This window comes from Amycolatopsis sp. NPDC021455 (assembly GCF_040640995.1).
Classification (GTDB): domain Bacteria; phylum Actinomycetota; class Actinomycetes; order Mycobacteriales; family Pseudonocardiaceae; genus Amycolatopsis.
This window is the reverse complement of record NZ_JBFACT010000043.1, coordinates 53906-78403: the sequence shown is the minus strand read 5'-3', so window position 1 is coordinate 78403 and position 24498 is coordinate 53906. Positions and strand designations below refer to the sequence as shown.

The window sequence follows — 24498 nt, the reverse complement described above, 5'->3', positions numbered from 1 at the left end:
CCCCCCGGGGGGGGGGGGGGCCCCCCCCCCCCCCCAACGCCACATTGGGTGCGCTGGACGCAACCAACGCCACATTGGGGCGCTCGGCCCCGCGCCCGAGGAGAAACCGCTGCCCAGCGCCTCGCCGCGATCCCGGTCGTGCCCATCGGCCCCCGCCGGCGAACCGCCGCTCTCCCGCACCGCGCCCGCACTCTCCTCCCCGCCCGAACCCCGCCGATCCCGGGCGGCGGCGGATCTCTCGCTCCGTTCGGTCATGCCGGCGGGGCGATGTGCACGAGCTTCGTCTGGGTCATCTCGTCGAGCAGCTCGGGCCCGTACCCGTACCCGTTCCCGCTGCGGCGGCGTGGGTGCGCGGCCCCGCCGGGCGCGCCGCCGAACACGTTGTTGACCTTGACCGTGCCCGCCGGCAGCTCTCGCCACGCGCGCTGCGCGTGCGCCATCGACCCCGTCAGCACCGTCGCCGCCAGGCCGTATTCGCCCGAGGCGGCTTCGGCCAGGGCCTCGTCGAAACCGTCGACGACCCGCACCGGGGCCACCGGGCCGAACGTCTCCTCCGTCATCACCCGCAGGTCCGGCGCGCAATCGGTGAGGACCGTCGCCGGGTAGTGCGCTCCGGGGCCGTCCGGGATCTCTCCCCCGGTCAGCAGCCGGGCGCCCCGGTCGAGCGCGTCCGTCACGTGGGCATGGACGTGGTCGCGGTGCCGCCGGTCCACCAGCGGCGCCAAGGTCCGGGACGAGGCTTCCTTCACCAGCGCGTCCAGGAAAGGCTCGGCGACCGCGGAACACACGTAGATCCGCTCGACGGCGACGCAGATCTGCCCCGAGTTGGCGAACGCGCCCAGCGCCGCCTGGCCCGCGGCCCACACCGGGTCGACGTCCGCGTCGATCACCAGCGGGTCGTTGCCGCCGTTCTCCAGCAACGTCTTCGCCCCCGTCGCGGCCGCGCTCGCCGCGATCGACCGGCCGGTCGCCGTGCTGCCGACGTGGGCGATGACGTCGACGTCGTCGCGCATCGCCAGGATCGCGCCCACCCCGCCGTCGCCGTGGAGCGTCTGCAGCACGCCGGCCGGGAACACGCCCCCGAGCACCTCGCCGAGCAGCTGACCGGTGTGCGGCGCGCGCTCGCTCGGCTTGTGCACCACCGTGTTCCCGGTGACCAGCGCCGCCCCCAGCAACCCGCAGGCGACCGCGACCGGGTCGTTCCACGGCGTGAGCGCCACGACGACGCCGCGCGGTTCGGGCACCATGAGGTCCGTCGCGCCCACGTCGCCGAGCAGGCTGCGGCCGCGGTGGACCGGGCCGAGTTCGGCGTACTGGTCCAAAGTGCCCGCGCCGGCGAGCACGCCTTCGCGGGCTTCGCCGGCCGGGCGGCCGGTCTCCGCTTCGTTCGCTTTCGCCAGTTCATCGGCGTGGGCTCGCAGCCGTTCCGCCGCGGTGTGCAGCAGCGCGCCGCGTTCGGCGGCCGGCGTCCGGGCCCACTGCGCCCGGGTCCGGTTCACCAGCGCCAGCGCCGCGTCGATCTCGTCTTCGCCCGCGGCCGGCACCCTGCCCACCACGCTGCCGTCGGCCGGATTCCGGATCTCGATCATCCGCACCTCCTTCTCCTCGCCCGCCGGTTACCCGGGCGCGAGGAGTTCGACACGCCGTTTGATCGGCCGTCGAGCGGGTAGCCCGCTGCGGTGACTGCTTCGCTCGACTACACCGTGGTGATCCCCACGACGGGCCGGGAGACGCTTCGGCCACTGCTGGACACCCTCCTCGGCGGGGAAGGCCCGCGACCGGCGGAAATCCTCGTCGTCGACGACCGCACGCCGCCGGGAACGTCCGATCTGGACGTGCCCGGCGGTGTGCGCGTACTCCGCTCCGGCGGGCGCGGCCCCGCGGCGGCCCGTAACCTCGGCTGGCGCACCGCGAAGAGCGAGTGGATCGCCTTCGTCGACGACGACGTCGTGCTCGCGCCCGACTGGCCCCGGCGGCTCGCCGAGGACCTCCTGCCGCTGCCGGCGGACGTCGCCGCGTCCCAGGGCCGGATCACCGTCCCGCTGCCCGCGGACCGCCGTCCCACCGACGACGAACGCGGCACCGCGGGACTCGAGCACGCGCGGTGGATCACCGCCGACATGGCCTACCGCCGCAGCGCGCTCGTCGAAGCCGGCGGTTTCGACGAACGGTTCCCGCGCGCGTTCCGCGAAGATTCCGATCTCGCGCTGCGCGTCGCCGAGGCCGGGCACCGGATCGACCAGGGCACCCGGCTGACCACCCACCCGGCTCGCCGGGCCGGGTTCTTCTCCAGCCTGAAAGCCCAGCGCGGCAACGCCGACAACGCGCTGATGCGGCGCAAGCACGGCGTGCTGTGGCGCCAGCGCACCGGCGCCGGGCACGGCCGGCTCGGCCGGCACGCACTGTCCACAGTGGCCGGTCTGGCCGCGCTCACGCTGCCGGTGCTGCGGCAGCGCGGGAAAGCGCTGCTGGCGGCCGGGGTCTGGGCCGGGCTGACCGCGGAGTTCGCCACCCGGCGGATCCTCCCGGGCCCGCGGACGCCCGGCGAAGTCGCGCGCATGGTCGTCACCAGCGTCCTCATCCCGCCCGCGGCGTGCTACCACCGGCTGCGCGGGGAAATCGCGGCCCGGCGGCCCCGGCCGCCGGTCGCGGTGCTGTTCGACCGGGACGACACGCTGATCGTCGACGTCCCGTACCTGAACGACCCGGACGGCGTCCGCCCGGTACCCGGCGCCGTCGATCTTGTACGACAACTGCGTGACCGCGGCATCCCGGTCGGCGTGGTGAGCAACCAGTCGGGAGTCGCGAAAGGACTGATCACGCCCGAACAGCTCGACGCGGTGAACGCCCGCGTCCAGGAGCTTTTCGGTCCGTTCGGCACGTGGCAGGTCTGCGTCCACGACGACGGCGACGGCTGCGCGTGCCGCAAACCCGCCCCCGGCATGGTGTTCCGGGCGGCCGGCGAGCTCGGCGTCGATCCGGCGTCCTGCGTGCTCATCGGCGACACCGGCGCCGACGTCGACGCCGCGCTCGCCGCGGGCGCCCGCGCGGTGCTGGTACCGACCGCCCGGACGCTGGAGCCGGAGATCGCCCGGGCACGCCGGGACGCCGCCGTCGCCCGCGACCTGTCGGAAGCGCTGCGCGTGGCCGGGGTCGCCGGATGACCCGGGTGCTCGTCGCCCGCCAGGACAACCTCGGGGACGTCCTGCTCGCCGGGCCCTGCGTCCGCGCGGTCGCCGCGTCCGCGTCGCACGTGACACTGCTGGCCGGCCCGCACGGCCGCGCCGCCGCCGAGCTGCTGCCGGGTGTGGACGAGGTGCTCACGTGGACGGCGCCGTGGATCGACCCCGAGCCGCCCCCCGTGACCGCCGAGGACACCGGCGCGTTCGTCGAGCTGATCCGGGCGAAGTCGTTCGACCGCGCGCTGGTCCTGACGTCGTTCCACCAGTCGCCGTTGCCGCTGGCGCTGCTGCTGCGGCAAGCCGGGGTGCCGTGGATCGGCGCGATTTCCGAGGACTACCCGGGCAGCCTGCTCGACCTGCGTCACCGCGTCGACGGCGATCCGCCGGAACCGGTGCGCATGCTGTCGCTCGCCGAAGCGGCGGGCTTTTCGCTGCCGCCGGACGACCACGGCGCCCTGGCGCTGCGGCGCCCGTTGCCGAACACCAGCAGGCTGACCGGGGGCGGGGCGTACGTCGTGGTGCACCCGGCCGCGTCGGTGCCCGCCCGCCAGCCGTCCGCCGGCTGGAGCCGCCGGCTGGTGCGGGAGCTGGCCGCCGACGGGCGCCGGGTGCTCGTGACGGGCGCGCCGTCGGAACGGGCCCTGACCCAGCACGTGGCCGGGACGTCGGGGGTGAACCTGGGCGGCCGGACCTCGCTGGCCGAGCTGGCGGCAGTGCTGTCCGGCGCCCAGGTCGTGGTGGCGCCCAACACGGGCCCGGCCCACCTCGCGGCGGCGGCGGGCACGCCGGTCGTGTCGCTGTTCGCCCCGGTCGTGCCGGCGCAGCGGTGGGCGCCGTACGGCGTCCCCACGGTGGTGCTGGGCGACCAGCAGGCACCCTGCCGGGCCAGCCGCGCCCGGGTGTGCCCGGTCCCGGGCCATCCCTGCCTCGACACGATAGACCCCGCGGACGTCTGCCGCGCGGTCACCGCACTCGCTCAGCCAGGAGTCGCCCTGTCGACGGCCGGGTAGCCCCATGTCCACTTCGGGCACACGAGAACACCGCGATCCCCGGGAGGAACCGGTGACGGCGGTCTACAAGCCGGGCCGGATCGACGAGTTCGCCGAATGGGCGCGCGGGGCCACCGCCGAGGCCGCCCGGTTCCCCGGCAATCTCGCGGCGACCGTCGTGCACGACGAGGACAGCCGCGACTTCCACGTCGTGCAGCAGTTCACCACCCGGCGATCGCCCGGCTTGCTGCGCCGCGGGCTGTGCCGGCCCGGGCGGCATCCGCCCGGGCCGTGCGGAGGTCAGCCACCGATCTCCTTGCTCACGCCGCTCGGCCCCTCGTAGGTCCGGTCGGGCAGCCCGCGCACGACGTCCAGGGTGTCCGAGTCGGCGCCGTTCTTTTCGGCCGCCCGCACCAGGTCGTCCCGCTTGGCCGGGTAGTCGACGCCGGAGAGGTACTTCTGCAGCTGGATCGGGTTCGGCTTGCTCACGGGAGCTCTCCTTCCGTTCGGGGAACGGCCCGGTTACCCCGTCCGGCGGCCGACACACACGCTCAGGACGGCACCGGCTGCTCCCCCACCGGATGAAGCGGCCGGACCGTGGCGTCCGGGTGGCGGGTCAGCGGCTGCAGCGGCAACGGCGTCGATTCGGCGAGCTGTTCCAGGTGCCGCAGCAGGATCCCCTCCCGCAGCGCCCACGGGCACACCTCGACGCTCGACACGTCCAGCGCGAACAACGTCACTTCCGCCGCCACCGCGCCGGCCACCACCTGGCGGGCCCGCGGCTTCGAAATGCCGCGCAGCCCCGCCCGTTCCGCCGCCGGCACGCGGGCCAGCCGCGGGATCCACTCGCGGACGTCCGCGACCACCAGCTCCCGGGTGACGAACGGGCCCTTGCGCTGGGGCGGGGCACCGGTGAGGCGGGCCAGCTGCTTGAACGTCTTCGACGTCGCCACGACCCGGCGCGGCGGGCCTTCCCAGCGCAGCCGGTCCAGGACCTCCGACAGGGTGTCGCGGACGTGTCGGCGCAGGGCCTTCACCTGCTTGCGCGTCGGCGGGTCGGCGGAAAGGAACTCGCGGGTGAGCCGGCCCGCGCCCAGCGGGAGCGACACCGCCAGCTCCGGCTCGACGTCCCGGCCGAGGACCAGCTCCATCGAGCCGCCGCCGATGTCGATCAGCAGCAGCCGCCCGGCCGACCAGCCGTACCAGCGGCGGGCGGCGAAGTACGTCAGCCGCGCCTCCTGCTCGCCGGAGAGGAACTGGGGCCGGATCCCGGATCCCGCCTGGATGCGGTCGATCACCTCGTCGCGGTTCACCGCGTCGCGGACGGCGGCGGTGACGAACGGGTACAGGTGGTCGACGCCGAGCCGGACCGCCGCGTCCACCGCCCGGCCGACCGCGGACGTCACCCGCTCGATCCCGTCGTCGCTCAGCGTCCCGTCGGGCAGCAGCTCTTCGGCGAGCAGCGTCGGTTCCTTCACCGCGTGCGCCGGGAGCGGCGGCGCCCCCGCGGACACGTCCACCACCTGCAGCTGGGCCGAATTCGACCCGATGTCCAGCACGGCCAGTCTCATCCGGCCGGAGTACCCCGCGGCCGGCGCGTTTAGTCCCCCGCCGGGGTGGTAGCCGACCGGTGACGAAAGGAGATGCCCGTGTCGCTCCCGGCTCCTCTGCCCGCCGAAGCCGCTTCGCCACGACGCGCCATTGTCACCGGAGCCGACTCCGGCATCGGCCGCGCGGTCGCGGTGGCCCTCGCCGGTGGCGGCCTCGACGTCGGCATCACCTACCACTCCGACGCCGGCGGCGCGGAGGAAACCGCCGCCGAGGCCCGTTCGCACGGCGTGGCCGCCCACGTCCGGAAGCTCGACCTGACCGAGCTGCCCGGCGCCGCCGACGTCGTCGACGCGTTCGCCGAAGACCTCGGCGGCATCGACGTCCTGGTCAACTGCTCCGGCACCGGCAGCGGCCAGCTCGTGCTGGACCTCAGCTACGAGAAGTGGCGCGAAGTCCTCGACGTCGACCTGGACGGCGTTTTCCTGCTCTCCCAACGCGCCGCGCGGCACATGATCGACGCCGGGCACGGCGGCCGGATCATCACCATCACCAGCGTCCACGAGCACGTCCCCCGGGTCGGCGCCGCGCCCTACTGCGCCGCCAAAGCCGGGGCGGGCGGGCTGACCCAGGTGCTCGCGCTGGAGCTGGCCGAGCACGGCATCACCGTGAACTCGGTGGCTCCCGGCGAAATCTCGACGCCGATGACCGGGCAGGCCGACGCCGACCCGCGCGAGCAGGACCGGCCCGGCATCCCGCTCGGCCGCCCCGGCCACGCGGCCGAGGTGGCGGCCGCGGTCGCGTTCCTGGCCACCCCGGCGGCCGGCTACATCACCGGCACGTCGCTCGTCGTCGACGGCGGCCTGCTCCTGATGGGCGCCCAGCACGGGACCGCGTACCGCGGTCACGACTGGCGTTCCCCCTGAGACCAGGGGCCCGCGTCCTGGCTGCAGGGACCGGCGCGGGTCCCGGCCACGGGCCGGACGGCGGCACCCCAGCCCGCCGTCCGGCCCTTCCACTCCGCCGTTTCCCGCCCGTCCCGGCGGGTATCCGGGCGGGAACGGACAAAGGAGGCACCCATGACGTCCGCCGAAACCCGCCGCCGGACCGCGCCGGCGTGGCTGCGCCCGGCCGTCGCCGTGCTGGGACTGCTCTACCTCGCACTCGGGATCGCCGGGTTCCTGACGCCGGAAACCGCCGCGGTCGGGCACGAGACGAGCCGCGCGGTGTGGATCTTCAGCCTGACCTCGCTGCTCAACATGGTCCACACGGCCGTCGGCGTGCTCGGGCTGCTCGCCGCGACCCGCCGCACCGGCTCGATCATCTACTGCTGGGTGCTGTTCGTCGGCTTCACCGGGATGACCGCGTACGGCGTCCTGGCCACCGCGGTCGGCAACCCGGATGACCCGGTCAACCTGAACTGGGCCGACAACTGGCTGCACGGGCTCACCGCGGCCGCCGGGCTGGTGCTCGGCATCGTGGCCGCCCGGCGCGCCGCCCGGTGATCTTGGGAGTTTCGGCAGGTGCCGACCGGGTAGCCGGGGAAGGACACCGCGTGAAGGAGGTTCCCATGCACCGCGAAAGCGACCAGCATTCGCCGCGCGAGGACGACGCGCTGAAGGCCGAGCTGCGCGGGACCCTGCAGGGCAACGGCCCGTCCCGCGCCGAGGAGTGGCGGGAGCCCGAGAGCGCCCCCGACGACGACACCGACGTCCCGCCCTTGGGTGGCGGGGCATGACGGCCGGCGGCACGGCGGCGGTGGGTCACCCCACCGTCGTCGTGCACTACCGGATGCACGCGGACTTCGACGTCCCGTTCCCGTGGCTGCGCCGCGTCCTGGGTGCACGCAGCGGCCTGGAACTCGACGCCACCGGCCTGCGCGTCCGGTTGGGCCCGTGGCTGGTGGAGACCCCGCTGAGCAACCTGGCCGGCGCGGAGGCGACCGGTCCGTACAGCGTCCTGCGTGGCCTCGGCGTCCGGCTTTCGCTCGCCGACCGCGGCCTGACGTTCGGCACCACGACGCGGGGTGGCGTGTGCCTCCGGTTCCGCGAGCCGGTGGCCGGGATCGACCCGTGGGGCCGGATCCGCCACCCCGGCCTGACGGTGACGGTCGCCGAACCGGAGCTGGTGGCCGAAGCCGTCAACCGGATCGTGGCGGGCGCATGACGGCCACCCGCATCCTCGCCGTGGCGGTCGACTGCCGTCAGCCCGACCTGCTCGCCGAGTTCTGGGAAAAGGCACTGGGGAACGGCAAGACCCGCACGTGGACCGACTCGCACGGGCTGACGTACCGCCAAATCGACTTCGACGGCGGCCCGGCGCTGCTGTTCCAGCCGGTCCCCGAGGAGAAGGCCGGGAAGAACCGCCTGCACCTCGATCTCGCGCCGGTGGACCGCGACCAGCGCGCGGAGGTGGAACGGCTGGTGATGCTGGGGGCGAAGGTCCTCGACGACCCGCCTGACGACCCGTGGATCGTCCTCGCCGACCCGGAGGGGAACGAGTTCTGCGTGCTGCCACCGCGCTGACTCAGGCGTAGCCCTCGGGCAGGGCGACCGTGTCACCGGCGTAGGCGGCCAGGCGTTCGTCGAAGCCGTCCGGGGCGCCCGGTCTGCGGAAGCCCGGCGGGTCCGGCTGTCCTGGGTACGCTTCGCCGTAGAGGTCCAGGACGAAGGCCACGACGGTTTCCGCGGTCGGCAGGACGTCCTCGCCGAGGTAGGCCAGGACGATCACGTCTTCGCCCGTCGCCGACTCGACCGCCGCGGACCAGCCGTCCCCCTCGTCCCACAGCAGTGCCGTCTCGTGGTCCGGGAACCGCGCCAGCCGCCGCTCGAGCGCCAGGTAGGCGCCGGCCGGCACGTCGACTTCGCAGAACCAGGCCGGCACGTCCAGCTTGGCCGCGACGCCCAGCAGGTACTGCCTCAGCCCGCGCGCCGCCGCGCCGAGCCCGTCCCGTTCGATCATCGCGCGCCTGCCCATCCGGTCGGTGCCTTCGCCGGGTGATACCCCGTCACCCACTCGGTCAACCCGGTGTACCCCGGGTGGAGCAGCACGTCACGGCCCGTCCTCTGTGGATTCCCGACGGTCACCGGCCGAGCAGGCGCAGCACGTCTTCGTCGCCGACCTGGCGGAAATCGACGTACCACTGGCCGACCGCGCGAAATCCCGGCGGTTCGGCGACGCAGACGACGTCGTCGGCTTCCTCCCGCAGCCGCGCGGCCGCACCCGGGGCGGCGACCGGCGCGGCGAAGACGACCTTCCGCGGGCCGGCCGCCCGGACGTCACGCAGCGCCGCCGTCGCGGTGACGCCGGTGGCCAGCCCGTCGTCGACGAGGAGGACGTCACGGCCGGTCAGGCGGACCGGCGCCCGGCCGGCGCGGTAGCGCGCGAGCCGGCGGCGCGCCTCCGCCCGCTCCCGGCTCTCCGCCTGTGCCATCCGGGCGGCCGTCAGCTTCAGCGCGCGCAGGCCGGCTTCGTCGTAGATCGCCGGGCCGTCGGCGGTCACGGCGCCGACGCCGTACTCCCGCCGCCCCGGCGCGCCGATCTTGCGGGCCACCGCGACGTCCAGTTCGGCGCCGAGCCGGCGGGCGATGACGGCGGCCACCGGGACGCCGCCGCGGGCGAGTCCGAGCACGAGCGGGTCCGCCCAGTCGCGGCGCCACAGCTCCGCGGCGAGCCGCCGTCCGCCGTCGTCGCGGTCGGCGAAGACCTCAGGAACGCCATTCGTCGCGCCAGTCGGGGTGGGCTTCGTACACGGACGCGATCAACTTCACCGACGCGTCGTCGTGGGCGTCGCGGATCTCGCGGCGCAGGAACTCGGCCTTCTCGGCGAAGGGCACCGGGTGACGGTCTTCCATCGCTTCGACCGGCCCGCCGGCGAGCAGCAGCCCGTCCCCGTCGTCGGCGTACATGATCCGCAGCCGTCCGCGCCGCTCGGCTTCGTCGATCAGCGGCAGTTCGCCCGCTCGGACGCGCTCTTCGTCCTCCGCGAGCCGGGCGAGCACGAATTCGTCGAGCTTCGCGGTCGTGGTGTCGTCGAGGTTCGTCATGCGCGCGGGTTACCCGGACGGCGGCCGCGGCACACCCCCGCTCACGCGTTCGCGCGCGCGAGCCTCCTGGCCACCGCGAACCCGGTCCCGAGCAGCACGGCTCCCCCGGTGATCCACGGCCACAGCGGCATCGAACCGTCGCCGCCCGGGCCCGCCGCGCCCGCGGCGACCGGCACCGCGGCCGCCGGCGGCGCGGCGCCCGGGCCCGCGACGGTGAGCCGGAACGGGATCGAGCCGGAGACCGGATGCCCGTCGGCGGAGGTGACCCGGTACCGGATGGTGTAGACGCCCGCCGGGCCGAGCGGGCGCAGCGGCGCGGACACCCGGGCGTCCACAACGGACACCGGACCCGCCTCCCAGTGCGAAGTACCGTCGGGGCCGAGCACGGCGAGCTCGGTGAACTGGTTTTCGACCTGCTCGTTGAACACGAGCGCGGCCTCGGCCGGGGAAGTGGTGATCGCCGCGTCCTTGGCCGGAGTGCTCGACACCAGGACGCTGTGCGCGTCCGCCGCGGGCGCGCCGAGCAGGACCGCGCAGCAGGCGGCCGCCAGCGCGGCGGCGATCCGGACGCGGAAAGACAAGCGGGAAGTCATGATTTCCTCGCGTTCTGGGGAATTCGTGCGACAGGCAAACCGTAGCCAGCACGCCCGGCCAGGCAACGGAAGCCGTGAAACGGCTGTGTTAAGCAATTCTCACCGCCGCGGCGGACGCTCGCCCGCGAACCGGGCAAAACGGGCCGCTACTCCACTGGTTCGCCACTGCGGACACCCGAACGGCGCAGCGTCCGGGGCGTTCGGCTCAACTTCTCACCGTCCCGAGCCGCCAGCGAGGCCGCCGACTTTACCTGGCCTTCATGTGAAGATCACCCCCCGAAACGTGACGGCTGGTTTTCTGCTCCCCACATCCCGTTCTTTCCCACCGCTCCGGATTGCCGCAAATCCCTTTACCGGGGCACGTATTCCCGTTCTTTGGAGGCCGAAACCGTGCGAGGACCCGCCCTGCGCCGTGACCACGTCATCGCCGCGAGCCTGGCCGGCGCGGTCGTGATCGTCGTCGGCTACGCGTCCGGCATCGGCCTGCGGCCCGGTGGCACCGCCGGGGCGGCCACGCCGCCGGTGGTCGCGGACGGCGGGCACCCCGCCACCCCGGAAACCCCCGCGACGCCATCACTTCCGCCGGGTCTGCCCCCGGCGGACGTGCCGCCGGTCCCGCTGCCCGCGGTCCCCGCCGGCGACGTGCCGGCCCCGGCCATGCCGTCGATGCCCTCGATGCCGGGCGGCATCGACGTCGTACCGACCCCCGCGCCCCCGGATCCCGGCTCACCGCAACCCACGCCCCCGCCGACGACCCCGGTGCCACCACCGGGCACCGACGTGCCGCCGTGCCAACCCGGCGTGACGCAGCAGGTCCTGGACACCGTCGGCGGCCTGCCCCTGCTCGGATCCGTCACCACCGGCCTCGGGGTGACCGGGCCGGGCGGCGTCGGCGCGCTCGTCCTCGGGTACTGCCGCACGACCGACGGCGGCCTCGAACCGGCGATGGTGCCCGCCGCCGCCGTCGGCGTCCCGGCCCCGACCGTCCCCAATGGACGGTGAGCGTGGAACCCGTCAAGGCCTGGTACGTCCTCGCCCGCACCGTCGACTACGCCGGCCTCACGCTGTTCGCCGGCGGGCTGCTGTTCCTGGCCGTGCTGTGGCCGACGGGAGCCGGTCACCGCGGTGCCCGTTCGGTGCTGGTGACCGGCTGGCTCCTCGGCCTGCTCGGCACGCTCGCCGGCCTGGGCCTGCAGGCGGCGTGGGCCGCGCAACGCCCGCCCGGCGACCTCTTCGCCCTGGACCTGCTCCGCCAGGCACTGGACAGCCAGTTCGGGCGGATCTGGTTCGCCAGGGCGCTGCTGTGGCTGCTCGGCGGCGTGGTGCTGGCCTGGCTGCTGCAACGCGGCCGCGCCGCCGCGACGGCGTTGCCCTGGCGCGCCGGGGCCGGCGCCGTCCTGCTCGGGCTGCTGCGCACGACCGGGCTCACCGGCCACGCGGTGGAGAGCACCCGGCCGTGGCTGACGCAGCTCGCGGACCTCGCGCACCTCGCGGGCGCGTCGGCGTGGATCGGCGGCCTCGCCGTACTGCTGTTCGGCGTCCTGGCCCGCCGTGACCCCGAAGAGCTCGCCACGGTCGTCCCCCGGTATTCGAAGCTGGCGATGACGTCGGTCGCCGTGGTGGTCGCCGCGGGCGTGGTGCTCGCGTGGCAGACCATCGGCAGCTTCGGCCGGGTGTTCAGCACCTCCTACGGCCAGACCCTGCTGGTCAAGCTCGCCGTGCTCGCCGTCGTGCTGCTCATCGCGCAGGCCAGCCGCAGCTGGGTGGGCCGCCGCCTCGACTTCGCCGTCGTCCTGCGCGGGGACGCCGGCACCGTCCGCCCGTTCGTCTATTCCGTCGCCGCCGAGACCACGCTCGTGCTCGTGGTCCTCCTCGCGGCGAGCTTCCTCGTCACGGCCAGCCCCGGCCGCTGATCCCCCGAAAGGAGTCCCTCGATGGACAACCCCACCCCCACCGCCCCCGAGCAGCCGGAGGTGGTGCGGCGACGGCGGAACTGGCCGATCGCCGTGGCGATCGTCGCCCTGGCGACGGCGTTGGTCAGCCTCTCCACGCTTCGCGGCGGGCAGACCGAACAGGCCGCGCCGAGCCAGGCCGCGAACGTCGACCTCGCCGCCCTCGCCAAGCAGGGTCCCCTCGCGGTACCGCTCTACCAAGGCCTCGCCGCGGAGCAGGCCGGCGGTGCCGCGGCACCGGCTGCCACGCCGACGACGAAGTCCGTCGACGCGATGGGCTACAAGTTCAGCCCGGCGAGCCTGACCATCTCGGTGGGCGACACCGTGACGTGGACCAACCACGACACCGCGCCGCACAACGTCGTGGTCACCGACGGGCCGGAGAAGTTCACCTCGCCGACCCTGCAGACCGGGCAGACGTTCAGCCACACCTTCACCAAGGCCGGGACCTACTCCTACTACTGCGCGATCCACCCGGACATGAAGGCCACGATCACCGTGACCGGCACGGCCCCGACCACGACCCCGCCGACGTCGGCCCCGACGTCCGCGCCGACCACGGCCCCGACCCACACGATGCCGGCGCCGACCACCCCCGCCGGCGGCGGCTCCTGCGTGCCGAAGTCGGTCCTGCAGCCGATCTTCGACCACATCAAGAGCGCGCACCTGGAGACCTCACCGGGTCAGCAGGTGCAGGACATCCTCAACCTGGACCAGTACATCAAGACCCACACGGTGTGGCTGGAAACCGTGCTCGCCCCGGCGTTCGACGGGTCGGCGGGCCAGGTCGTCACCGACACCCTCGCCCCGATCGTCGCGCACATCAAGAGCGCGCACCTCGAGGAGTCGCTGGGCCAGCAGGTGACCGACCTGCTGAACCTCGACCAGTACATCAAGACGCACACGGTGTGGCTCGAAAACGTGCTCACGCCGCTGCTGAACCAGGCGAGCTGCTGAGCTTCGCCGTCCCCGCGGGTGGCCCGGTCTCCCGGCCGGGCCACCCGCTCCCTTCCCCGGAGGCCACCCCCATGCCCGACACCGCCGTCCTGCCGGCGACCGGCTACACCCTGCGCCGCGACCGCTGCGTCATCGAGGTTTCCCCGCGGCCGCCCCTGGTCCGCGGCCGGCTCGCCGCGACCGGCGGGCACTGGACGCCCGGCTCGGCGCTCACGGTCACCTTCGACCCCGGCTCGCTGCGGACCGGAATCCCCTTCCTCGGCCGGGCGTTCCGCGGTGACGAACTGACCTTCACCGCCGACGAAGTCGCCGAAGATCCCTTCGTGGTCGAGGGCCGGGTGGCCGGCCGGGAAGTCCGCCTGCGCGGGGACGTCCGGCACCAGGACGAACACGGGGTGGTCGTCTGGGCCGTCGGCGTCGTGCCCCCGGTCCACCGGAAACCGCGGCGGGCCGGACGGCTCGTGCGGCTGCTCGCGAGGCGGCGGCTGCGCGTCGAAATCGCGATCGAGTTCGTCCGATGAGCCGCGCCGCCCTGGCCGTCGCCGGCCTGCTGCTGTTCCTGAACCTGCCGCTGGTTCCCGCCCCTGCCGCCGCGGCGACGCAGCAGGTGATGATGCAGGACTACGCCTTCTCTCCCGCCTCGCTGACCGTCCGGGTCGGCGACACGGTCACCTGGATGCAGCACGACCAGGCCCCGCACGACGTCGTCACGACGAGCGCGCCGGTCGCGTTCCGGAGCCCGCAGCTGTCGGCCGGCCAGAGCTGGAGCTACACGTTCCAGCAGCCCGGCACGTACTCGTACTACTGCTCGGTGCACCCGGACATGCGGGCTTCGGTGACGGTCCTGCCCGCACCGGCGACGGCGGCCGCTCCGAAACCGGCACCGACCACGCCGGCGGCGGCCAAACCGGCACCGGCCCGCAAGCCCACGACGGCTCCGGCCGCCGCGGCGCCGGGGACCACTCCCCCGGCCACCACGCCTCCGGCCACCGCGACGTCGTCGACGCCGCCGGTGGTCCAGCAGGCGGCCGCGGCCACTCCGCCGACCCTGGACCCGATGCTGCTGGTCGCCGGGCTCGTCACCGGGATCGCCGTGCTGTGCCTGCTGTTGCTGGGTTCGCGAAGGGCGTGAATTCCTGTCCGGAACCTGTCCAGGCAAAGGACTGGACCACTGGGATCGGCTCCGGACAATGGAAGCATCGCCCTCCGGCGTGGAAGGTGGCCGATGAACTTCCTCGTTCCCTTGCTGAGCCTGGTCCTCGCGGCCACCCCGGCCGCGGTTCCGGCCGCCACTGGAATCTGCGACAAGTACTGTGACGCCAGGGATCCGGCGCTGTCACCCGGTGACCGCGAAGGCGCTTCGGCCACGACCGGAGGGCGCCGGATCTCCCTGCACCTCGACGACGGCGACGACATGGGCTGGGCGGCGATCACCGGCGGCGCGGCCGGCGACCACGTCTGGCTGGACCGCTCGTTCGACGCCGGGCGGACGTGGGCGTCGGGCAGCAAGCTCGGCGACACCGCGACCCCGTCCGGGGCGACCGGCTGGCGGACCCTGATGTACAACGCCGACGACTGGGCGAACACGGGCGTCGGGCTGCTGCGCGCGTGCGGGCAGCCGTCGGGGTCGGGGCCCATCGCCTGCACCGGCTGGGCGCGTCCGACGTGGAACGCCTGGGACCGGCGCACCGCGGCCGCCACGGCGCTGATGGAGCGCTACAACCTGGGCACCGGCCTGTTCGACACCACCGGGTGGTGGAACTCGGCCAACGCGCTCACCGCGATCATCGGCAACATCCGGGTCAGCGGCATGGGCAGCTACCGCTACGCGATCGACACGACGTACACGAAGAACCTCGCGGCCCAAGGCGGCAGCTTCCGCAACGACTACCTGGACGACACCGGGTGGTGGGGCCTCGCGTGGGTCGACGCGTACGACCTGACCGGCGACGGCAAATACCTGAACACCGCCCGCGCCGACGCCGACCACATGTACGCGTACTGGGACGGCGTCTGCGGCGGCGGGGTCTGGTGGAGCACGAGCCGCACCTACAAGAACGCGATCCCGAACTCGCTGTACATCCAGCTGAACGCGGCCCTGCACAACCGCATCCCGGGCGACACCGTGTACCTGGCACGCGCCCGGGCGGGCTGGACGTGGTTCTCGGGCAGCGGGATGATCAACGGCTCGAACCTCGTCAACGACGGCCTCACTTCCGCCTGCGTGAACAACGGTCAGCCGACCTGGACGTACAACCAGGGCGTGCCCCTGGCGGCGTTGACCGAGCTGTCCCGCGCGACCGGCGACGCGGGCCTGCTGACGAAGGCCCGCGCGATGGCCAACGCGTCGACGACGAACGCGTCGCTGAACCCGGGTGGCATCCTCCGCGACCCCGGCGAGACGGCCGGCGGCGGTGGCGTCGACGGCCCGAGCTTCAAGGGCGTGTACGTGCGGGACCTGGCGGTGCTGAACGCGGCGCTGTCCGATCACCCGTACACGAGCTACCTGCAGCGCCAGGCGAACTCGGCGTACGCCAACGACCGGAACAGCGCGGACGCGTACGGACTGATGTGGGCTGGCCCGTTCGACCAGCCCGACGCGGCCCGCCAGCAAAGCGCACTGGACCTGATGAACGCGGCCCCGTGAGCCCGGGCGGGGCAACCCCGCCCGGGCGTCACCTCAGAGCGTCTTCTCCAGCCGGCCGGCCAGCAGCTTGATGAACCGGGACGGGTCCGCCAGCTCGCCACCCTCCGCCAGGAGGGCCATGCCGTAGAGCAGCTCGGCCGTCTCGGCCAGGCCTTCGTCGTCCGGCCGGGACGCGTGCGCCTCGCGCAGTCCCGTCACCAGCGCGTGTTCCGGGTTGAGCTCGAGGATCCGCTTGATCGGCGGCAGCTCCTGGCCCATCGCGCGGTACATCTTCTCCAGCGTCGGCGTCAGGTCGTGCGTGTCGCCGACGATGCAGGCCGGCGACGTCGTCAGCCGCGACGACAGGCGGACCTCCTTGACCGTGTCGCCCAGGGCCGCCGCCATCCACGTCAGCAGGTTTTCGAAGTCCTTCTTCTGCTGCTCGCGGGCGACCTCGGTGGCCTTCTTGTCCTCGTCCGACTCGAGGTCGACCTGGCCCTTGGCGATCGACTGGAACTGCTTGCCATCGAAGCCCGGAACCGCGTCGACCCACATCTCGTCGATCGGGTCGGTCAGCACCAGCACCTCGTAGCCCTTGGCCCGGAACGCCTCCATGTGCGGGGAGTTCTCGATCGCCGACCGCGACTCGCCGGTCATGTAGTAGATGTGCTCCTGACCGTCCTTCATCCGCGAGACGTAGTCGCGCAGCGAAGTCGGCTTCTCGGCGTCGTGCGTCGAAGCGAACGACGAGATCTCGAGGATGGCTTCGCGGTTCTCGAAGTCGTCGAGCAGGCCTTCCTTGACCGCGCGGCCGAACTCCTGCCAGAACGTCGCGTACTTCTCGGCGTCGGCGGTCATCATCGTCTTGACCGTCGAGAGGACCTTCTTGACCAGGCGGCGGCGGATCAGCTGGATCTGCCGGTCCTGCTGCAGGATCTCGCGCGACACGTTGAGCGAGAGGTCCTGCGCGTCGACGACGCCCTTGACGAACCGCAGGTACTCGGGGACGAGCGACTCGCAGTCGTCCATGATGAAGACGCGCTTGACGTAGAGCTGCACGCCGCGCTTGCGCTCCCGCATGAACAGGTCCATCGGCGCGCGCGAGGGCAGGAACAGCAGCGCCTGGTACTCGAACGTGCCCTCGGCCTGGAGCCGGATGGTCTCCAGCGGGTCCTGCCAGTCGTGGCTGACGTGCTTGTAGAACTCGTGGTACTCGTCCTCGGTGACCTCGCTCGACGAGCGCGCCCACAGCGCCTTCATCGAGTTGACGGTCTCGGCCTCGGCGTTCTCGCCCTCGCCCGTCATCCGGATGGGCCAGGTGATGAAGTCGGAGTACCGCTTCACGATCTCCCGGATCTTCGCCGGGGACGTGTAGTCGTAGAGGTGGTCCTCGGCGTCCTCGGGCTTGAGGTGCAGGGTCACCGCGGTGCCCTGCGGCGCGTCCTCGACCGCCTGGATCGTGTAGGTGCCTTCGCCGGAGGACTCCCAGCGGACGCCCTCGGCGGTGCCGGCGCGGCGCGTCACGAGCGTGACCTTGTCCGCGACCATGAAGCTCGCGTAGAACCCGACGCCGAACTGCCCGATCAGGTCCTGCGACGCCGCGGCGTCCTTCGCCTCCTTGAGCTTGGTCAGGAAGTCGGCCGTGCCCGACTTGGCGATCGTGCCGATGAGGGCGACCACCTCGTCGCGGGTCATGCCGATGCCGTTGTCCCGCACCGTCAGGGTCCGCCCGGCCGGGTCCGTCTCGATCGTGATGTGCAGGTCGGACGTGTCCGCGTCGAGGTCCTTGTCGCGGTACGACTCCAGCCGCAGCTTGTCGAGGGCGTCGGAGGCGTTGGACACGAGCTCGCGCAGGAAGGTGTCCTTGTTCGAATAGATCGAATGGATCATCAGCTGGAGCAGCTGACGCGCTTCCGACTGGAACTCCAGCGTCTCGATCGGGGTGGTCACTTCCGTTCCTTTCCGGTCAACGAGGTTGGGTCGATCCTACCGAGGCGCGCGACCGGCGGTCACCGGGCGTTCTCCCGCGCGTGTCCGCGGCGGTGAAACACGATTGACGCAGCTCAGGCGGCTCGGCGACGATGATCCGCAGCAGCGCGGAAAGCGCGGTTTCCGCATAATTCGAAGCAGAAATGAGGTGCCCGGTGAAGGTTCTCGTCCTCAACGCCGGCTACGAGCCGCTGCAGACCGTTTCCGTCCCGCACGCGATCCGCATGCTCGTGCGGCACGTCGCCGAGATCCACGAGGCCGAGGACGGTCTCGCCTACGGGCTGTTCCCGCGCCCCAAGATCGTGCGGTTGCTGCGGTACGTCGTCATGAAGTGGCGATATACGCAGCCACCGCGCTGGTCCCGGCGCGGGGTGCTGACCCGGGACGGGCACCGCTGCGCGTACTGCGGGCAGCGCGCCACCACGATCGACCACGTGCGGCCGATCAGCCGCGGCGGCGCCCGGACCGACTGGCTCAACACCGTCGCCGCGTGCGGCGGCACGGCCCGCAGCTGCAACGCCCGCAAGGCGGACAAGCTGCCGGGCGAGGCCGGGATGAAGCTCCGCTTCGCCCCGTACGTCCCGACATGGGACCAGTTGCACCGGCTCGGCGCGTGAGCACGGCCTGTTCGCCGGCACCCCGGCGGGCAGGCCGTTAAGCTCGAACCGATCGTCTTCCGCACCCGTGTGTCCTGGGGAAGGCCGGGAGGTCGTCGTGACCGACGCAGGAGAGTTGATCGCCGGGCGCTACCGGCTGGCCGAGCGGATCGGCCAGGGGGCGATGGGCGTCGTCTGGCGCGCCCGCGACGAGCGGCTCGACCGGGTCGTCGCGGTCAAGCAGCTGGACTACGACCCGGCCCTCGAGCAGGCCGCCGGTGGCCAGGCGGCCCTGCGGGCCCTGCGCGAAGCACGGCTGACGGCACGGCTGCGGCACCCGCATGCGATCACGGTGCACGACGTCGTCGAGGAGTCCGGCGAGCCGTACCTGGTCATGGAGTACCTGCCGTCGCGCAGCCTCGCGGACATCCTGCTCGACCGCGACACCCTGCCCGCCGGCGAGGTGGCTCGCATCGGCGCGCAGGTCGCTTCGGCGCTCGCCGCCGCGCACGCCGAGGGCGTCGTGCACCGGGACGTCACGCCCGCCAACATCCTCGTCGGCGAGTCCGGCGTCGCCAAGATCGCCGACTTCGGCATCTCCCGGGCGACCGGCGAAGGAATGGTGACCGGCGGCGGCTTCATCGCCGGCACCCCCGCCTTCCTGGCCCCCGAAGTCGCCGGCGGCGGCGAAGGCGGCTTCCCGGCGGACGTGTTCGCGCTCGGCGCGACGCTCTACCGCGCGCTGGAGGGCATGCCGCCGTTCGGCACCGACGACAACCCGATCACCCTGCTGCTGAAGGTCGCCAAGGAGGAGGTCATCCCGCCGCGGCACGACGGGCCGCTCGCCGAGGTCCTCGGCCGTCTCCTGCAGCGCGATCCCGGGGACCGCCCGACGATGGCCGAGGTCCAGGCGCTGTTCGAGGCGGTCACCGAGAACCGCCCGCTGCCGCCGTCGCGGCCCCGGCGGACCGCGACCCGCCTGATCCGCGTCCGGCGGCCGCGCCGCCGGATCGTGCTGGCCTGCGCGGCCGGTGCGGTCCTGCTGGCGCTCGGCGTCGTGATCGGGACGGCGCTGGTCCCGGAGGGCACGGCCACGGTCGCGGCGCCGGTCTCGTCCGGTCCTCCCGCGGCTTCGACGACGCCGCCTCCGTCGACCACCGCCGACCTGGGCTGCGCCGCCCGCTACCAGGTCACGAACTCCTGGCCGGGCGGCTACCAGGTGGAGGTGACGGTCCGCAACGACCACGGCGCCGGACTCTCCGGCTGGCGCGTCCTTTGGACGTTGCCCGCCGGGCACCGCATCAGCGGCCTGTGGAACGGCAGCTTCACCGTCGACGGTTCGGCGGTGACGGTGGAGAACGCGTCCTGGAACGCGAAACTGGACGCGAACGGGTCGACGACGTTCGGCTTCATCGCCTTGACGCAGAGCGGAAGCGGCGCCGCCCGCCCGTCGCTGACCTGCCGGACGCTCTGAGCACCCGAACGCACCTGCCCCGCGTCCGCGCGCTCTGCGATAGTCGAAGCGCGGCCTTCGGGGAGGCATCGTGCACATCAGGTCCAGGCGCCGGTCGATCCGCTTCGACGGGCAAACCGTGACGCTCAGCATCGCGACGACGAGCTGGGGCATCGTCCCCGACGACACCAAGAACCGGTTCCCGGTCGCGAAGATCACCCGGGTCGAGCACAGCCCGGCGACGGCGTGGAAGCCGGGCAAGATCGTGTTCGTGACCCCGGACGCGTCCCCCGACGTCGTCGAGAACGTCCCGATGTTCGCCGACAAGCTGGCCGGCAACGCGTTCCAGTACGACTACGGCGACCGCAAGAAGGTCGCGCGGTTCCTGGCCGAGCTCGAAAAGGCGCGCAGCCAGGACTAGCGCCGCCACGGTGCGTCGTTGAGCCGATCAGCGTAATTCCGGGCAAGATCGCGAACGCCGGTCAACGGTCGAGGCAACTGGTTCGTCGGTAGTGGTGATCAACCATCACACGGAGGCGCCAGTGCGAAGAACTTTGTCCATCGTCAGTGTCCTGCTCGCGGGCCAGGCCGGGCTGGCCGGGCTCGCCCCGCCGTCCGCGGTGGCCGGGGTCGCCGCGGCGGCCCCGGCGACCGTCACGCTCGCCACCGGTGACCGCGTCACCGTCCGGACCACCGCGGACGGCCGCGACACCTACGAGATCGAGCCGGCCGCGGGGAAGGGCATGGCGCGGACGCTGGTGCACCTGCGGCTCGGCGACCGCGATTACGAGGTCCCCGGCACCGCGCTCCCCTACCTCGGGCGCGGGCTGGACCTGAGCCTGTTCGACGTCAGGGCCCTGCTGTCCGGCGCCCGGCTCCCGGTCGACACCAAGACCTTCGGCGCCGCGCTGGCGAAGCAGTTCAAAGAGGACAACGCGCGTGGCCATTTCGGCGGCCAGGGTCTCTTCGCCGGCGGAGCGAGCTTCGCGCTCTCCGGGGCACCGAAGCGGCAGGCCGTCCAGCCGCGGTCGGTGATGCGCACGGTGTCGGCCGACGCCACCGGCATCGACGGGAAGCCCGCCGACACCGGCATGGCGTTCCTGTACAACACCGACGACGGGAACCTCCTGGACCCGGACGAAAGCCTGAACTACTTCTCGGGCGGCACGGCCAAGTTCAGCGTGCCGGACGGGAACTACAGCGCGCTAGGCGTCTTCTGGACCGCCGACGCCGACGGCAACCCGACCGAGATGCGGTTCAGCGCGCAGCCCGAGTTCGCGGTCAAGGCGGACACGACCGTCCGCGTCGACGCGAAACGCGCGTCCAGCAAGGTGACCTGGGTGACCCCGCGTCCGGCCCTGCTCGACGACAACGGGTTCCTGTTCCGCCGCGCCGCGAAGACGGGGCCGGCGCAGGTGATCGACTTCGACGCCGGACCCGGCGTGCCGATCTCGGTCTCCCCGACGGCCGTCCCGGTGCGCACCGGAGCGCTGCAGACCTACCCGTACAGCAGGCTGGTGTCCCCGCCCGGACCGGGCACGCCGTACGAATACGTGCTGCAGAAGGCCGCCGTCGGCACGATTCCGCAGCAGCGGTACGTGATCACGGCGAAGGACATCGCGACCGTCGACGCCACCTACTACAGCGACTTCAGCTCGATCGGGCGGCGGCAGCGCAGCGGCATGTTCACCTTCGAGGACGGCGGCGGCCGGCCGTCGCGCCTGATCGACCTGCCGCGCAAGCAGACCGAGTACGTCTCGGCGGCCCCCGACCTGATGTGGTTCGGCGGCGTCTCGAAGTACATCCTCCCCGGTCCGGGCTCGTTCCCCGGCTGGGCCGGCGGCCAGTACGAGGCGTTCCACACCTACCGCGGCGGCACGTCGGTCACCGAGGACTGGAACCGGTTCCCGCTGCACCCGGCGGGCGCGGTGGCCTTGCTGCCGCTGGACGACGCGTCGATCTACACGCAACCGGGCGCGACCCGGGCCGGTGACCTGGTGCGGTTCGCGATCACGCCGTTCAGCGACAACCAGCCCGGCCACACCGGCTTCGGCTTCGACGGCGAGGCACGGGACACCGTCACCGGGCACTACCGGCTGACCCAGGACGGCACCACCGTGGCCGAGGGCACCCCGTGGGCCGGCGCCTTCGCCGTCGAGTTCGAGCAGGAGGTCGGCTCGAGTCCCTCGACGCTCGGGCTGACGATCGACGCGGGCCGCACCGGCCCGATGTACCGCCAGAGCACCGCGAGCCACACGGAGTGGACGTGGAAGTCGCAGCACGTCGAGGGCGTGACGCTCCCGAAGGCGCTGTACTGCGTCCGCGGGGACCGGTCGTGCGCGGTCGAACCCCTGCTGACGCTCGGGTACGCCGTCGGCGGGCTCCGGCCGGACGGGTCCACCGTGTCCGGTCCGCAGGGCCTCGACCTCACGGTCGGGCACCTGCAGCTGAGCACCGCGAGCGCGATCACCGGGGCGACCGTCCAGTACTCGACCGATGGCACGACCTGGCAGGACGCCACCGTCACCGCCCGCGGCGACGGCGTCTTCCACGCGGACTTCACCGCGACGACGGAGACGTTCGGCGGCACCGACGTCTCGCTGCGCGTCACGGCGTCCGACGCCGCCGGCGCGACGATCGCCGAGACGATCACCGCCGCCTACCACGTCTACGCGTTCTGAGAGGAATGTCCACAGTGAACGGAAAGTGGATGGGAGTGCTGGCCGCCGTGGTCGTGGCGGCCGGCGTGGCCACGCCGGCCGCGGCCGCCGCACCGGTGTCCCGCGCGGCGTGCCCGGACCTGGGGCCGGGCCTGCTGCGCTGCCTCACGACGTACACGCCGGGCGCGGCACGCGCCCTGGCCGACGGCCCGGCCGGCTGGGGTGCCGACGACCTGGCGTCGGCCTACCGGCTGCCCGGCGCGGCGGGGCCGGACACCGTCGTCGGCATCTCGATCGCCTACGACGCCCCGAACCTGGAGGCCGACCTGGCCGCCTACCGGGCGCAGTACGGGTTGCCGCCGTGCACCTCGGCGGACGGCTGCTTCCGCAAGGTGAACCAGCAGGGCGCGGCGGCTCCCCTGCCGCCCGCCGACTTCGGCTGGGCCATGGAATCCACATTGGACGTTTCGATGGTGTCGGCGGCGTGCCCGTCGTGCCGGATCGTGGTCGTGGAAGGCAACTCCCCCGGCTTCGCCGACCTGGCGGAGACGGAGGACACCGCGGTCCGGCTGGGCGCGAAGGTGGTGTCGAACAGCTACGGCGCACGGGAAGGCGGCACGCCGCTGAGCTTCGCGAGCCACTACCAGCACCCGGGCGTGACGGTGGTGGCGTCCTCGGGCGACGCCGGTTTCACGGCGGCGAGCTACCCGGCGGTGCTGGCCTCGACGGTCGCCGTCGGCGGGACCTCGCTGTTCCGCGACCCGGACTCGCCGCGGGGCTGGGCGGAGTCGACGTGGTGGGGCAGTGGCAGCGGCTGCTCGGCCTACATCGCGAAACCGAAGTGGCAGAAGGACACCCACTGCGGCAAGCGCACGGTGGCGGACGTCGCGGCGGCGGCCGAGGACATCGCCATCCACTACTCGGACGCGGGCGGCTGGCGCCCGGTGAACGGCACCAGCGCCTCGGCGCCGTTCGTCGCGGGCCTGATCGGCCGGTCCGGGCACGCGGGAACGACGCAGCCGGCCGACCTGTACGCGCGGTCTTCGCAGTTCGTGGACATCACCACGGGCAGCAACGACCGGACGGGCACGGGCCAGAAGTGCGGCTTCGACTACCTGTGCGTCGCGGGTCCGGGTTATGACGCCCCGACGGGCGTCGGCGTGCCGGACGGCCTCGCCGGCTTCTGACGGCGGCCGCGCACGTCTTGAACGACTCGTTCCTGTCGTCCGGCGACAGGAACGAGTCGTTCAAGACAGTTCGACGCCCGGCCGGCACAACCCGCGCTCGTACGCCAGCAATCCCGCGGCAGTGCGGTGGGCGCACTCGAGCTTGCGCAACAGCCTCGCCACGCAGTCGCGCACCACCGGCTCCGGCAGCTCGAGCCGCGACGCGATTTCGGCGTTCGTCAGCGCCGCCCCGATCCCGACCAGGACGTCGGTCTCCCGGGCCGACAGCCGGTCCACCCGGGCCAGCCGCTCGTCGCGCGGGCCGGACAGGCGGGTCGCCGCCGACGCCAGCCGGCGGGTCGCGCCGGAGGACAGCACCAGATGGCCGTCCGCGGCCAGGCGGACCACCTTGACCAGGTCGTTCCGGCGGGCCGAGCGCAGCAGGAACCCGGCCGCGCCGTCCCGCAGCGCGCGCAGGATCCCCGCGTCCGAGTCGAAGGCCGCCAGCACGACCACCGCGGACCGCCGGGAAACCGGCTCCCGCACCGGCACCCCGAGCCGCAGGTCCAGCAGGAGCACGTCCGGCAGCCGCCGCCGGAGGGTGACCAGCGCCGCCGTCGCGTCGGGGGCCGAACCGACCACCTCGATGCCGTCCGCCTCGCCGAGGATCGTGCCCACGCGGGCCCGCACCGCCGGGTCGCGGTCGGCCACGAGGACCCGGACCGGCGGGGCGAGCACCAC

At 73.1% G+C, this 24498-nt stretch carries 27 protein-coding genes and 1 pseudogene; 19 read left to right on the top strand and 9 right to left on the bottom strand.

Annotation, left to right across the window (positions count from 1 at the left end; translation table 11 throughout):
• Nucleotides 1-251 precede the first annotated feature (251 nt).
• Nucleotides 252-1589, bottom strand: a complete 1338-nt coding sequence (locus AB0G28_RS34030) for an aldehyde dehydrogenase family protein (protein WP_361098673.1) — start codon at nt 1587-1589, stop codon at nt 252-254.
• A gap of 90 nt (nt 1590-1679) precedes the next feature.
• On the opposite strand from AB0G28_RS34030, the gene AB0G28_RS34025 reads away from it, so the two are divergent.
• The 3 genes from AB0G28_RS34025 to AB0G28_RS34015 are packed head-to-tail and all read left to right on the top strand — an operon-like array spanning nt 1680 to nt 4514.
• Nucleotides 1680-3164, top strand: a complete 1485-nt coding sequence (locus AB0G28_RS34025; RefSeq protein WP_361098670.1) for an HAD-IIIA family hydrolase — start codon at nt 1680-1682, stop codon at nt 3162-3164.
• Nucleotides 3161-4192 carry a glycosyltransferase family 9 protein gene (locus AB0G28_RS34020; RefSeq protein ID WP_361098667.1) on the top strand — a complete coding sequence of 344 codons (1032 nt, stop codon included), beginning with the start codon at nt 3161-3163 and terminating at the stop codon, nt 4190-4192. The genes AB0G28_RS34025 and AB0G28_RS34020 overlap by 4 nt, the downstream gene beginning before the upstream one ends.
• A 52-nt stretch (nt 4193-4244) precedes the next feature.
• On the top strand, nt 4245-4514 hold the full coding sequence (locus AB0G28_RS34015; RefSeq protein WP_361098664.1) for a hypothetical protein: 270 nt from the start codon (nt 4245-4247) through the stop codon (nt 4512-4514).
• Here AB0G28_RS34015 and AB0G28_RS34010 read toward each other — a convergent pair.
• Together AB0G28_RS34010 and AB0G28_RS34005 are read right to left on the bottom strand one after the other, a co-directional pair.
• Nucleotides 4472-4660, bottom strand: coding sequence for a DUF2795 domain-containing protein (locus AB0G28_RS34010; RefSeq protein WP_361098661.1), 189 nt, complete (start codon nt 4658-4660; stop codon nt 4472-4474). The two genes, AB0G28_RS34015 and AB0G28_RS34010, sit on opposite strands and share 43 nt — an antisense overlap.
• A 62-nt stretch (nt 4661-4722) precedes the next feature.
• A complete protein-coding gene (locus AB0G28_RS34005; RefSeq protein ID WP_361098658.1) occupies nt 4723-5742 on the bottom strand; it encodes a hypothetical protein in 1020 nt (339 codons plus the stop codon).
• A gap of 78 nt (nt 5743-5820) precedes the next feature.
• Between AB0G28_RS34005 and AB0G28_RS34000 the strand changes: the two genes are divergently transcribed.
• From AB0G28_RS34000 to AB0G28_RS33980, 5 genes are all read left to right on the top strand, one after another.
• Nucleotides 5821-6645, top strand: coding sequence for an SDR family oxidoreductase (locus AB0G28_RS34000; protein ID WP_361098655.1), 825 nt, complete (start codon nt 5821-5823; stop codon nt 6643-6645).
• Nucleotides 6646-6798: 153 nt separating this feature from the next.
• Nucleotides 6799-7224 (top strand): DUF4383 domain-containing protein, encoded by a 426-nt coding sequence (locus AB0G28_RS33995; protein WP_361098652.1) that lies wholly within the window; start codon nt 6799-6801, stop codon nt 7222-7224.
• A gap of 65 nt (nt 7225-7289) precedes the next feature.
• The gene (locus AB0G28_RS33990) at nt 7290-7457 is read left to right on the top strand and encodes a hypothetical protein (protein WP_361098649.1); all 168 of its coding nucleotides are present in this window, start codon (nt 7290-7292) and stop codon (nt 7455-7457) included.
• Complete coding sequence (locus tag AB0G28_RS33985; protein WP_361098646.1) at nt 7454-7885, top strand: hypothetical protein; 432 nt, start codon at nt 7454-7456, stop codon at nt 7883-7885. Before AB0G28_RS33990 ends, AB0G28_RS33985 begins: the two co-directional genes overlap by 4 nt.
• The gene (locus tag AB0G28_RS33980; RefSeq protein ID WP_361098643.1) at nt 7882-8244 is read left to right on the top strand and encodes a VOC family protein; all 363 of its coding nucleotides are present in this window, start codon (nt 7882-7884) and stop codon (nt 8242-8244) included. The genes AB0G28_RS33985 and AB0G28_RS33980 overlap by 4 nt, the downstream gene beginning before the upstream one ends.
• Nucleotide 8245: 1 nt before the next feature.
• Here AB0G28_RS33980 and AB0G28_RS33975 read toward each other — a convergent pair whose 3' ends face one another.
• The 4 genes and pseudogenes from AB0G28_RS33975 to AB0G28_RS33960 form a co-directional block, all read right to left on the bottom strand.
• Nucleotides 8246-8680: a DUF6292 family protein gene (locus tag AB0G28_RS33975; protein WP_361098683.1), complete on the bottom strand. Its 435-nt coding sequence runs from the start codon at nt 8678-8680 to the stop codon at nt 8246-8248.
• 121 nt (nt 8681-8801) lie between these two features.
• Nucleotides 8802-9425, bottom strand: a pseudogene (locus tag AB0G28_RS33970) (phosphoribosyltransferase family protein); the annotation flags it as partial.
• A gap of 1 nt (nt 9426) precedes the next feature.
• Nucleotides 9427-9765: a hypothetical protein gene (locus AB0G28_RS33965; protein WP_361098640.1), complete on the bottom strand. Its 339-nt coding sequence runs from the start codon at nt 9763-9765 to the stop codon at nt 9427-9429.
• Between the two features lie 41 nt (nt 9766-9806).
• Complete coding sequence (locus tag AB0G28_RS33960) at nt 9807-10358, bottom strand: copper resistance CopC family protein (protein ID WP_361098637.1); 552 nt, start codon at nt 10356-10358, stop codon at nt 9807-9809.
• A 390-nt stretch (nt 10359-10748) separates the two neighbouring features.
• Here AB0G28_RS33960 and AB0G28_RS33955 point away from each other — a divergent pair, with 390 nt between their 5' ends.
• From AB0G28_RS33955 to AB0G28_RS33930, 6 genes are all read left to right on the top strand, one after another.
• Complete coding sequence (locus AB0G28_RS33955; protein ID WP_361098634.1) at nt 10749-11360, top strand: hypothetical protein; 612 nt, start codon at nt 10749-10751, stop codon at nt 11358-11360.
• Between the two features lie 2 nt (nt 11361-11362).
• A complete protein-coding gene (locus AB0G28_RS33950; RefSeq protein ID WP_361098681.1) occupies nt 11363-12271 on the top strand; it encodes a CopD family protein in 909 nt (302 codons plus the stop codon).
• 21 nt (nt 12272-12292) lie between these two features.
• Nucleotides 12293-13267, top strand: coding sequence for a cupredoxin family copper-binding protein (locus tag AB0G28_RS33945; RefSeq protein ID WP_361098631.1), 975 nt, complete (start codon nt 12293-12295; stop codon nt 13265-13267).
• A gap of 71 nt (nt 13268-13338) precedes the next feature.
• Nucleotides 13339-13788, top strand: coding sequence for a hypothetical protein (locus AB0G28_RS33940; RefSeq protein ID WP_361098628.1), 450 nt, complete (start codon nt 13339-13341; stop codon nt 13786-13788).
• Entirely contained in the window at nt 13785-14399 is a 615-nt protein-coding gene (locus tag AB0G28_RS33935) for a cupredoxin family copper-binding protein (RefSeq protein ID WP_361098625.1), read from the top strand. The genes AB0G28_RS33940 and AB0G28_RS33935 overlap by 4 nt, the downstream gene beginning before the upstream one ends.
• Nucleotides 14400-14492: 93 nt before the next feature.
• Nucleotides 14493-15914 carry a glycoside hydrolase family 76 protein gene (locus AB0G28_RS33930; protein WP_361098622.1) on the top strand — a complete coding sequence of 474 codons (1422 nt, stop codon included), beginning with the start codon at nt 14493-14495 and terminating at the stop codon, nt 15912-15914.
• A 33-nt stretch (nt 15915-15947) separates the two neighbouring features.
• Here the strand turns inward: AB0G28_RS33930 and htpG are convergent, their stop codons facing one another.
• Complete coding sequence (gene htpG, locus AB0G28_RS33925) at nt 15948-17843, bottom strand: molecular chaperone HtpG (protein ID WP_361098619.1); 1896 nt, start codon at nt 17841-17843, stop codon at nt 15948-15950.
• Nucleotides 17844-18037: 194 nt separating this feature from the next.
• Between htpG and AB0G28_RS33920 the strand changes: the two genes are divergently transcribed.
• The 5 genes from AB0G28_RS33920 (at nt 18038) to AB0G28_RS33900 (ending at nt 23778) form a co-directional block, all read left to right on the top strand.
• Nucleotides 18038-18499 (top strand): HNH endonuclease, encoded by a 462-nt coding sequence (locus AB0G28_RS33920; RefSeq protein WP_361098616.1) that lies wholly within the window; start codon nt 18038-18040, stop codon nt 18497-18499.
• A gap of 97 nt (nt 18500-18596) precedes the next feature.
• On the top strand, nt 18597-19952 hold the full coding sequence (locus AB0G28_RS33915) for a protein kinase (RefSeq protein ID WP_361098613.1): 1356 nt from the start codon (nt 18597-18599) through the stop codon (nt 19950-19952).
• 70 nt (nt 19953-20022) lie between these two features.
• Nucleotides 20023-20352 carry a hypothetical protein gene (locus AB0G28_RS33910; protein ID WP_361098609.1) on the top strand — a complete coding sequence of 110 codons (330 nt, stop codon included), beginning with the start codon at nt 20023-20025 and terminating at the stop codon, nt 20350-20352.
• 121 nt (nt 20353-20473) lie between these two features.
• Nucleotides 20474-22612 (top strand): hypothetical protein, encoded by a 2139-nt coding sequence (locus tag AB0G28_RS33905; RefSeq protein ID WP_361098606.1) that lies wholly within the window; start codon nt 20474-20476, stop codon nt 22610-22612.
• 29 nt (nt 22613-22641) lie between these two features.
• Nucleotides 22642-23778, top strand: a complete 1137-nt coding sequence (locus AB0G28_RS33900) for a S8 family serine peptidase (RefSeq protein WP_361098603.1) — start codon at nt 22642-22644, stop codon at nt 23776-23778.
• Between the two features lie 60 nt (nt 23779-23838).
• Here the strand turns inward: AB0G28_RS33900 and AB0G28_RS33895 are convergent, their stop codons facing one another.
• Nucleotides 23839-24495, bottom strand: a complete 657-nt coding sequence (locus tag AB0G28_RS33895; RefSeq protein ID WP_361098600.1) for a response regulator transcription factor — start codon at nt 24493-24495, stop codon at nt 23839-23841.
• Nucleotides 24496-24498 lie beyond the last annotated feature (3 nt).